Source organism: Caballeronia mineralivorans PML1(12) (assembly GCF_001028175.1).
Taxonomy (GTDB): domain Bacteria; phylum Pseudomonadota; class Gammaproteobacteria; order Burkholderiales; family Burkholderiaceae; genus Caballeronia; species Caballeronia mineralivorans.
Genome location: NZ_AEJF01000233.1, coordinates 1 through 3,239 on the forward strand (window position 1 = coordinate 1; position 3,239 = coordinate 3,239).

Genomic DNA, 3,239 nt, shown 5'->3' on the forward strand with positions numbered 1-3,239 from the left:
ACCCTCGCATCCAGAACGCCCACCACGGCCGAGCCCGGCACGCTGGTGCCCGGTGGCCGTCGCCAGACGCTCACGTTCACCGACCTTGGCGCGCTCGATCCGCTGCAACTGCGCGGCACCGACGGCCAGAACGGCGTGCCGTTCTCGGTACGCGGCGACGAAGTCGTGACCAGCGCGGTGCTGCATCTGATCTACAGCTATTCGCCCTCGCTGCTGCCGTCGATTTCGCAACTCAAAGTGCTGGTCAACGGCGAAGTCGCCGCGACGCTGCCGGTGCCGCGCGAACAGGCCGGCATCCTGGTCGCGCGCGATGTATCCATCGACCCGCGCTTCATCACCGAATTCAATCACCTGAACGTGCAGTTGATCGGCCACTACACGCAGCAATGCGAGGACCCGTCGAACTCCACGCTGTGGGCGACCGTCAGCAACGCGAGCTCGCTCGACCTGACGTATGCATCGCTTGAAAGCAAGCCGGATCTCGCCGCGTTGCCCGCGCCTTTCTTCGATCGCCGCGATGTCCGCCGCCTCGAACTGCCGTTCGTGCTCCCGCAAAAACCGAGCGCGGCTACGCTTGAAGCAGCAGGCGCCGTGGCGTCGTGGTTTGGATCGCTGAGCGGTTATCGCGGCGCGGTGTTTCCGGCGCAGATCGACAACGTGCCGCTCTCCGGCAATGCCGTGGTGTTCGCCACCGGCGACCAGCGCCCCGCTGGCGTGAAGATTCCCGATATCTCCGGCCCAACCATTGCCGTGGTGGATCGGGACACGCCTTCACGGGGCCGGCTGCTGCTCGTGATGGGCCGCAACGACGCCGAACTGAAGACTGCCGCGAAAGCGCTCGGCATCGGCCAGAACACCTTGTCCGGGGCGAGCGTGACCATTACGCAGCTGAACGACTTCGCGCGGCGCTTGCCCTACGACGCGCCAAACTGGCTGCCGACCGACCGCCCGGTGCGTTTCGGCGAACTGGCCGAAGCACGCGATCTGTCGGTGACGGGTTATAACGCCGACGCCGTGCGCGTGAACCTGCGCGTGCCGCCCGACCTGTTCATGTGGCAGACCAAGGGCGTGCCGATCGACCTGGGGTATCGCTACACGGTGCGTCCCGCGCTCGACCGGTCGACGCTGAACATCAACGTGAACGACGCCTTCGTGCAGTCGCTGCGGATTCCTGCCGTCGCCACGTCGACGTTCGATCTCGGCCGCTATTTCAACCGCGTGCTGCCCGACAAGACCGCCGCCGCGCGTCATGAGATCTACGTGCCGCCGCTGCTGCTCACGCCGCGCTCGCAGTTGCGCCTGCACTTCTACTACGACTACCCGAAGACCGGCGAATGCCAGGGCCGCGTGCTCGATAACGTGGTGGGTTCCATCGATCCGAATTCGACCATCGACTTGTCGGGCTTCCCGCACTACATGGCGCTGCCGGATCTCGCCGCGTTCGCCAACGGCGGTTTCCCGTTCACGCGCATGGCCGATTTGTCGGAGACAGCGGTGATCCTGCCGAACGATCCCAACTCCGCCGACTTCAGCCTGTATCTGCTGGAGATGGGACGCATGGGTGCATCGACGGGTTATCCGGTGGCCGGCGTGACTGTTGCCCAGGCCGATCAGGTCGACAACCTCGCCGACAAAGATCTTCTGATCCTCGGTTCGCCCGGCCGCCAGCCGCTCTTGCAGCGCTGGGCGAAGCAAATGCCCTTCTCCGGCGACGGCGAATCACGCAACTTCGAACTCTCCGACGTGGCCTTCAAGGTGGTCGACTGGTGGCACGGCGAACGCGGCGTTGAGCGCCTGCCGGCGCGCGCCGACCTGACGCTCGTGAGTTCCAACGGCGACGCGCTCATCACCGGCTTCGAGTCGCCGCTGAAGAGCAATCGCAGCGCAGTGGCGCTCATCAGCGCCGCAGGACAGTCCGATGCCGACCTGTCCGCCGCCTTGCTCGACAACGACGTGCTGCCCGAGATCCAGGGCGCCATGGCCGTGATTCACGGGCGCGACGTGACGGTGACATCGAATGGCCAGGCGTATTACGTCGGCAGTCTGTCGCCGTTCGAATACATGCGCTGGGCGTTGTCGTCGCATCCGCTCTTGCTGGTGTTCGGCAGTTTGCTCGCGGCCATCATCATCGCGGCACTGTTCTACCGGTCGCTGCGCGCCATTGCCGCGCGCCGTTTGAGGGATTGATATGCAGGCTGGTCTCAGACGTGGATCGAAGACGGCAATTCTGGCGCTGGCGCTGACCGGCATGGGTTCCATTTTCAGCGCTCACGCGTCCACAGCGGCGGCACCGCAATGCACCGACTGGACGGCGTACCGGACGTTCACAGCACGCTTCGTGCAGCCCGACGGCCGCGTGATCGATTACTCCACCCCCACGCAGCAGACAACATCCGAAGGCCAGTCGTACGCCATGTTCTTCGCCCTGGTCGCCAACGACCGCGCGACCTTCGACCGGCTGCTCGCCTGGACCCGCACGAACCTCGCGGCAAACCAGTTCGAGCCGGGCAACGTCCGGCTGCCGTCATGGCAATGGGGCAAGAGGCCGGACGGCTCGTTCGGCGTACTCGATCCGAATTCCGCCTCCGACTCCGATCTGTGGATCGCCTACGATCTGCTGCAAGCCGGACGTCTCTGGAACGAGCACAGTTATACGCAACTGGGTCTGGCCCTCGCGGCCCAGATCGTGCGCCATGAAGTGACGAATCTCGCGGGCCTTGGACCGATGCTGCTGCCCGGTCCGCAAGGTTTCATAACGGGCGACGTGACGCGTCTCAATCCGAGCTATTCGCCGCTGCCGGTGCTGCGCGGCCTCGCTCGCGAAATGCCGGACGGACCGTGGAACCAGCTTGCGGAGAATGGCTACAAGCTCGTCGCCACCACCGCGCCGCGCGGCTTTTCTCCCGACTGGGCGGCGTACAAGGCGGGGCAGTTTGTCGTCGATCCGCAGAACCGCGACACCGGCAGCTACGACGCCATTCGCGTGTATCTCTGGGCCGGGCTTGCATCCAGTGCCGACCCGCTCAGCAAGCCGTGGCTCGCCGCTCTCGGCGGCATGCGCCAGGCCGTGACGCAAAGCGGTTATCCGCCGGAACGCGTGAACGTGGCAACTGGTGTCACGAGCGGCGAAGGCCCGCTCAGTTACTGGGCCGCGCTCGCACCATACTTCAAGACGCTCGGCGACGATCGCAGCCTTGGCCTCGCCCGCGCGCATCTCGCGGCGCTCGATGCGCCCGTGG

At 65.6% G+C, this 3,239-nt stretch carries 2 protein-coding genes; both read left to right on the plus strand.

What is annotated here, in order from left to right; genetic code table 11:
* Positions 1 to 2,187, plus strand: a 2,187-nt coding sequence (gene bcsB / locus EOS_RS38705) for a cellulose biosynthesis cyclic di-GMP-binding regulatory protein BcsB (protein WP_047897518.1), incomplete at its 5' end; no start/stop codon positions are given.
* Between the two features lie 61 nt (positions 2,188 to 2,248).
* On the plus strand, positions 2,249 to 3,239 hold a 991-nt coding region (gene bcsZ / locus EOS_RS38710), incomplete at its 3' end, for a cellulose synthase complex periplasmic endoglucanase BcsZ (protein ID WP_235443102.1).